This window comes from Achromobacter sp. Marseille-Q0513 (genome assembly GCF_018195695.1).
Classification (GTDB): domain Bacteria; phylum Pseudomonadota; class Gammaproteobacteria; order Burkholderiales; family Burkholderiaceae_B; genus Achromobacter.
This window is the reverse complement of sequence record NZ_JAGTJY010000150.1, coordinates 1-6,071: the sequence shown is the minus strand read 5'-3', so window position 1 is coordinate 6,071 and position 6,071 is coordinate 1. Positions and strand designations below refer to the sequence as shown.

5 protein-coding genes are annotated in these 6,071 nt (G+C 69.0%); 4 read left to right on the top strand and 1 reads right to left on the bottom strand.

Going from position 1 to position 6,071, the window contains the following annotated elements; all coding sequences use genetic code 11:
• The first annotated feature begins 112 nt into the window (after positions 1–112).
• The 4 genes from gsiD to KDH83_RS23435 all read left to right on the top strand — a co-directional run bounded on the left by gsiD (position 113) and on the right by KDH83_RS23435 (position 4,819).
• Positions 113–985: a glutathione ABC transporter permease GsiD gene (gene gsiD, locus KDH83_RS23450; RefSeq protein WP_212320357.1), complete on the top strand. Its 873-nt coding sequence runs from the start codon at positions 113–115 to the stop codon at positions 983–985.
• 87 nt (positions 986–1,072) lie between these two features.
• On the top strand, positions 1,073–2,176 hold the full coding sequence (locus KDH83_RS23445; protein ID WP_212320342.1) for a P1 family peptidase: 1,104 nt from the start codon (positions 1,073–1,075) through the stop codon (positions 2,174–2,176).
• Between the two features lie 20 nt (positions 2,177–2,196).
• Positions 2,197–3,015 carry a M55 family metallopeptidase gene (locus KDH83_RS23440; RefSeq protein WP_212320341.1) on the top strand — a complete coding sequence of 273 codons (819 nt, stop codon included), beginning with the start codon at positions 2,197–2,199 and terminating at the stop codon, positions 3,013–3,015.
• A 13-nt stretch (positions 3,016–3,028) separates the two neighbouring features.
• A complete protein-coding gene (locus KDH83_RS23435) occupies positions 3,029–4,819 on the top strand; it encodes an aminopeptidase P family protein (RefSeq protein ID WP_212320339.1) in 1,791 nt (596 codons plus the stop codon).
• Positions 4,820–5,054: 235 nt separating this feature from the next.
• Here the strand turns inward: KDH83_RS23435 and KDH83_RS23430 are convergent, their stop codons facing one another.
• On the bottom strand, positions 5,055–6,068 hold the full coding sequence (locus KDH83_RS23430) for a tripartite tricarboxylate transporter substrate binding protein (RefSeq protein ID WP_212320356.1): 1,014 nt from the start codon (positions 6,066–6,068) through the stop codon (positions 5,055–5,057).
• Positions 6,069–6,071: the final 3 nt, after the last annotated feature.

The following is a 6,071-nucleotide window of genomic DNA, read 5'->3' as shown; positions in this document are numbered from 1 at the left end:
CGGGGGAAATCCTCCCGAACAACTTGGTTTGCGGCGGTCCCCGCGGGCTCAACAACCCCCCCCACCTTAAAAAGGGGGGGGGCAAAAGAAAAACCCAACCCCCGCCACTACCATCGCCGCCGCTCCCAAGAACGACGTGCGCACGCCCGCCACCGAGTTCTGGCGCAAGTTCAAGAAGCAGAAGCTGGCCGTCGGCGCCGGCATCTTCGTCCTGCTGCTGGTCGTGGTGGCGATCTTCGCCCCCTGGATCGTGCCGTTCGACGCCGAGAACTTCTTCGACTACGACGCGCTCAACGCCGGTCCGTCGCTGACGCACTGGCTGGGCGTGGACTCGCTGGGCCGCGACATCTTCAGCCGCATCCTGATGGGCGCGCGCATCTCGCTGGCCGCCGGCTTCCTGTCCGTCTTCATGGGCGCCATCGTCGGCACCTTCATGGGCCTGATGGCGGGCTACTACGAAGGCTGGTGGGAACGCATCACCATGCGCGTCTCGGACGTGCTGCTGGCCTTCCCCGGCATGCTGCTGGCCATCGGCGTGGTCGCCATCCTGGGCTCCAGCATGGTCAACGTGATCGTGGCCGTGGCCGTGTTCAGCGTGCCCGCCTTTGCCCGCCTGGTGCGCGGCAACACGCTGTCGATCAAGCAGATGACCTACGTCGAAGCAGTCAAGAGCGTGGGCGCGTCCGACTGGACCATCATCATGCGCCACATCCTGCCCGGCACGATCTCGCCGATCGTGGTGTACGGCACGATGCGCATCGGCACCTCGATCATCACCGCGGCCAGCCTGTCGTTCCTGGGCATGGGCGCCTCGCCTCCCACTCCCGAGTGGGGCGCGATGCTGAACGAGGCCCGCGCCGACATGGTGATCGCGCCGCACGTGGCCATCTTCCCGGCCCTGGCGATCTTCCTGACGGTGCTGGCGTTCAACCTGCTGGGCGACGGCCTGCGCGACGCGCTCGATCCCAAGATCGACCGCAAGTAATCCCACGCCGCCGTCCCGTCCGCGCGCGCGCCTTCCGGCGCGCGCATCCGGCGAGGGACGGCGGCGTTTCGCATTCTGGAGCGACACATGGCTGAGCTGGACACACAAGCGCCGGACATTCCCCGCATCGGCGAGCTGCCGGCGGGCCCCCTGGATTCCATCTGCGACGTGGGCGATGTCACCGTGGGCCACGCCACGCTGGCCGACGGCGCATCGCAGACCGGCGTGACCGTGGTGCGCACGCACGCCGGCGACCCGTTCCTGGACAAGACGCCCGCCGCCGCCACCGTGCTCAACGGCTTCGGCAAGAGCACGGGGCTGGTGCAGGTGCAGGAGCTGGGCGTGCTGGAAACGCCCATCGCGCTGACCAACACCTTCGGCGTGGGCACCGTGGCCAATGCGCAGATCCGCGCCGCCGTGGCCGCCAATCGCGCCATCGGCCGCGAGCTGTCCACGGTCAATCCGCTGGTGTTCGAGTGCAACGACGGCTACCTGAATGACATCCAGGCCATGGCGGTGCAGGAAGCGCACTACGCCCAGGCGCTGGCGGCGGCCGGCAAGCGGATGGCGCAGGGCGCGGTCGGCGCCGGGCGCGGCATGTCCTGCTTTTCGTTCAAGGGCGGCATCGGCTCGGCCTCGCGCCTGGCCGAGGTCCAGCCCGGTCTTCAATACACCGTGGGCGCGCTGGTGCTGGCCAACTTCGGCCGCCTGCCCAACCTGACCGTGGCCGGCCGTCCGTTTGGCCGCCGGCTGTCGCAACAGCTCGACGCCAGCCTGGCGCAGGCCGGCGAGAACGCCGTGATCACGCCTGAGAAGGGCTCGATCATCCTGCTGCTGGCCACCGACGCGCCGCTGGACGCGCGCCAGCTGCGCCGCCTGTCGCTGCGCGCCGGCGCAGGCCTGGCGCGCACCGGCTCCGTGTTCGGCCATGGCAGCGGCGATATCGCGCTGGCCTTTTCCACCGCCTACACCGTGCCGCAGCTGGCCGACCGGCCGATGCCGGCGATCGCCATGCTGCACGAAACCCGCATCGATCCGCTGTTCGAGGCGGCGGCGCAGGCCTGCGAGCAGGCCATCATTGCCGCGCTGTGGCGCGCCGACAGCGTGACCGGCCGCGACGGCCATCGCCGCGCCAGCATCCGCGAAGCCGCGCCGCAATGGCAACAATGGCTCGCTGATTCCGCATTCTGAATATCCCTAGGACTGACCCCATGAAGATCCTGATCTCCACCGATATCGAAGGCGTCGCCGGCGTCTTCCATTCCGAGCAAGTGCGCGCCGGCAACGGCGAATACGAGCGCGCCCGCGCCTGGATGACCGCCGAGGCCAACGCCGCCGTGCAGGGCGCCATCGCCGGCGGCGCCGAGGACATCCTGGTCAACGACTCGCACGGCGGTTTCCGCAATCTGCTGCCCGACGGCCTGGACGAGCGCGCCCGCCTGGTGTTGGGCAAGCCGCGCTACCTGGGCATGATGGGCGGGCTGGAAGAGGGCTGCGACGCGGTCTTCATGATCGGCTACCACTCGCGTTCGCAGGGGCGCGGCATCCTGGCCCACACCATCAACAGCTTCGCCTTCGCCCGCGTGTTCATCAACGGCATGGAGCTGGGCGAGGCCGGCCTGTACGGCGCGCTGGCCGGCGAGATGGGCGTGCCCGTGATCCTGGCGACCGGCGACGACGTCTTCATCAGCGAAACCTCGGACCTGTTCCCCGGCGCGCAATGGGTGCAGACCAAGGTGGCGCACGGGCAGGGCAGCGGCATCACGTTGTCGCCGGCGGCCTCGCGCCGCGCCATCGCGGCCGCCGCCGAGACGGCCGTGCGCAACCTGAAAAAGGCGGTTCCTTTCCGCATCCCCGCGCCTATAGAATGCCGGTTGCAGACGCAGAGCTCGGCGCTGGCCGACCTGTTCTGCATGTGGCCCACGCTGGAGCGCGTGGACGGCGTGACCCTGAAGTTCACCACGGACAGCATGCAGTCGGCCGTCCGCACGCTGAACAGCCTGGCCGCCATGTCTTTCATGTTGCGTTGAGGATCCCTTTCCCATGTCCAGTACCGATACCCGTATCGCCCTGCTGCGGCAGGCCATGAGCCGCCGCGGCCTGTCCGCCTACATCGTGCCGTCCTCGGACCCGCACCTGTCCGAATACCTGCCGGCGCGCTGGCAGGGGCGGCGCTGGCTGTCGGGCTTCACGGGCTCGGTGGGCACGCTGGTGGTCACCGCCGATTTCGCCGGCCTGTGGGTCGACAGCCGCTACTGGGTGCAGGCCGAGGCGCAGCTGGCCGGCACCGGCGTGCAGCTGATGAAGATCGCGCTGGCCACCACGCCCGGCCACGTGGACTGGCTGGCCGCCAACACGCGGGCGGGCCAGCGCATCGGTGTGGACGGACAGGTGCTGGGCCTGGCGGCCTTCCGCGCCTTGTCGGCCGCCGCCGCCGCGTCGGGCGCCTCGCTGGAGATCGGCGCCGACCTGCTGGACGACATCTGGGAAGGCCGCGCCGGCCTGCCGGACGCGCGCATTTACGAACACGTCGCGCCGCAGGCCTGCGTCAGCCGCGCCGACAAGCTGGCGCAGGTGCGCGAGGCCATGCGCAAGCATGGCGCCGACGCGCATTTCATCAGCACGCTCGACGACATCGCCTGGCTCTTCAACCTGCGCGGGGCCGATGTGGACTACAACCCGGTGTTCGTCGGCCATGCGCTGGTCGGCCTGGATCACGCCACGCTGTTCGTGGCCGAGGGCAAGGTGGACGAGACCTTGCGCGCGGTGCTGGCCGCGGACGGCGTGGACGTGGCCGGCTATGCCCAGGCCGCCGAGGCGCTGGGCTCGCTGGAGCTGGACCAGACCCTGCTGATCGACCCGGCCCGCGTCACCTGCGGCGTGTTCCACGCCATGAATCCGGACGTGCCGCGCGTCGAGGCGATCAACCCGTCCACGCTGCTGAAGTCGCGCAAGACCGAGGCCGAGCTGGCCAATGTGCGCCAGGCCATGGAACAGGACGGCGCGGCGCTGTGCGAGTTCTTCGCCTGGTTCGAGGGCGTGCTGGGCAAGGAACGCATCACCGAGCTGACCATCGACGAACAGATCACCGCGGCCCGCGCGCGCCGGCCCGCCTATGTCTGTCCCAGCTTCGCCACCATCGCCGGCTTCAATGCCAACGGCGCCATGCCGCATTACCGCGCCACCGCCGAATCGCATGCCGTGATCGAGGGCGACGGCCTGCTGCTGATCGACTCGGGCGGCCAGTACCTGGGCGGCACCACCGACATCACCCGCGTGGTCGCGGTGGGCACGCCCAGCGCCGACCAGAAGGTCGACTTCACGCTGGTGCTCAAGGGCATGATCGCGCTGTCGCGCGCATCCTTTCCGCGCGGCACCCCGTCGCCCATGCTGGACGCCATCGCGCGCGCGCCGATCTGGGCTGGCGGCGCCGAATACGGCCATGGCACGGGTCACGGCGTGGGCTATTTCCTGAACGTGCACGAAGGCCCGCAGGTCATTTCGTACCGCGCGGCGCCGGGCCCGCACACGGCGATGGAGCCGGGCATGATCACCTCCAACGAACCGGGCATCTACCGTCCGGGCCGCTGGGGCGTGCGCATCGAGAACCTGGTGGCCAATCGCAGCTGGCTGACCTCGGAGCTGGGCGCGTTCCTGTGCTTCGAGACGCTGACGCTGTGCCCGATCGATACGCGCTGCATCGAGCTGTCGCTGCTGCGCGACGACGAGCGCGCCTGGCTCAACGACTATCACAAGACGGTGTTCGAGCGCCTGTCGCCGCTGGTCGAAGGCGATGCCCTGGCCTGGCTGACGCTGCGTTGTAGAGAGGTGTGACCCAAAGGGGTAGCCCACCCCCGAAGCGCCTGCGGCGCTTCCCACCTGGGCGGCCCCCCTCAAGGGGGCGCCGCGACGGACCGGCAAAGCCGGCTCCGTGCGGCCCCGCTTGGAGAGGCACTGCCATATTGCGATCGGGCGCGACTTTCGCACCTCGCGTAGACACAGTCGAAGACACAAGGCCGACGCCATATGGCGCCGGCCTTGTCGCATCGAGTGCCGGACTGGCTTATTTCTACTCGTTGATCTCGATCTTCGACTGCTCGATGATGGTCTGGTAGCGCTTCATCTCGGCGTCGATGAAGCGGCTGAAATCGGCCGAGTTCTTGACCGCGGGTTCGAAGCCCAGTCCGCCTAGCTGTTCCACCACCTTGGGCGTGGCCATGATCTTGGCCGACGCCGCTTCCAGCTTCTTGACCACCGGCGCCGGCAGCTTGGCCGGGCCCCACACGCCGTACCAGGAATAGAACTCGAAGTTCTTCTGGCCCTGCTCGCGCATGCTGGGCACATCAGCCAGCAGCGGGCTGCGCTCGGCGCCCGTCACCGCCACGGCGCGCAGCTTGTCGGCGCGTACCATCGGCAGCGAGGACAGCATCGGGTCGAACAGCGCGTGCACCTGGCCGCCGACCAGGTCCGACAGCGCCGGGCCGCCGCCGCGGTACAGCACGATCGGGATCTGGCTCAAGCCGTTCTCGTGCAGGAAGGAGGCCGCCGCCAGATGGCCGGCCGAGCCGAAGCCGGTGGTGGCGAACGAGTATTTCTGCGGATCGGCCTTCAGCGTCTTGACCAGCTCCTGCACGTTGTTGGCCGGCACCTTGGGGTTGATGCTGAAGATCAGCGCGCCCTGCGCCAGTTCGCTGATGGGCGTGAAATCCTTGACCGCGTCGAACTTGATGGTCTTCTTGTACAGCAGCGGATTGATCGCATGGATCGAGGCGTTCAGATACAGCGTGTAGCCGTCCGGCGTGGCGCGCGCGACGTAGGCCGCGCCGATCATGCCGGAAGCGCCGGCGCGGTTTTCCACCACCACGGACTGGCCCAGCTCCTTGGCGAGCTGCTCGGCATAGATGCGCGCCACGCCGTCGACCGAGCCGCCGGGCGGATGCGGCACCACCAGCGTGATCGGGCGCTGCGGGTAGGCATCCTGCGCGGAGGCGGCGGCGGGCGCCAGGCTGGCGGCCAGCGCCAGGGCGGGAACCAGGGATTTGAGCAGCGCCAGCGGCGCGCGGTCGGAAGCGGAACGGGACATGGC

Bases quoted from the DNA above. Each gene is read 5' to 3' on its own strand.
- KDH83_RS23445 (WP_212320342.1), top strand. From the start codon at position 1,073: ATGGCTGAGCTGGACACACAAGCGCCGGACATTCCCCGCATCGGCGAG.
- KDH83_RS23440 (WP_212320341.1), top strand. From the start codon at position 2,197: ATGAAGATCCTGATCTCCACCGATATCGAAGGCGTCGCCGGCGTCTTC.
- KDH83_RS23435 (WP_212320339.1), top strand. From the start codon at position 3,029: ATGTCCAGTACCGATACCCGTATCGCCCTGCTGCGGCAGGCCATGAGC.
- KDH83_RS23430 (WP_212320356.1), bottom strand. From the start codon at position 6,068: ATGTCCCGTTCCGCTTCCGACCGCGCGCCGCTGGCGCTGCTCAAATCC.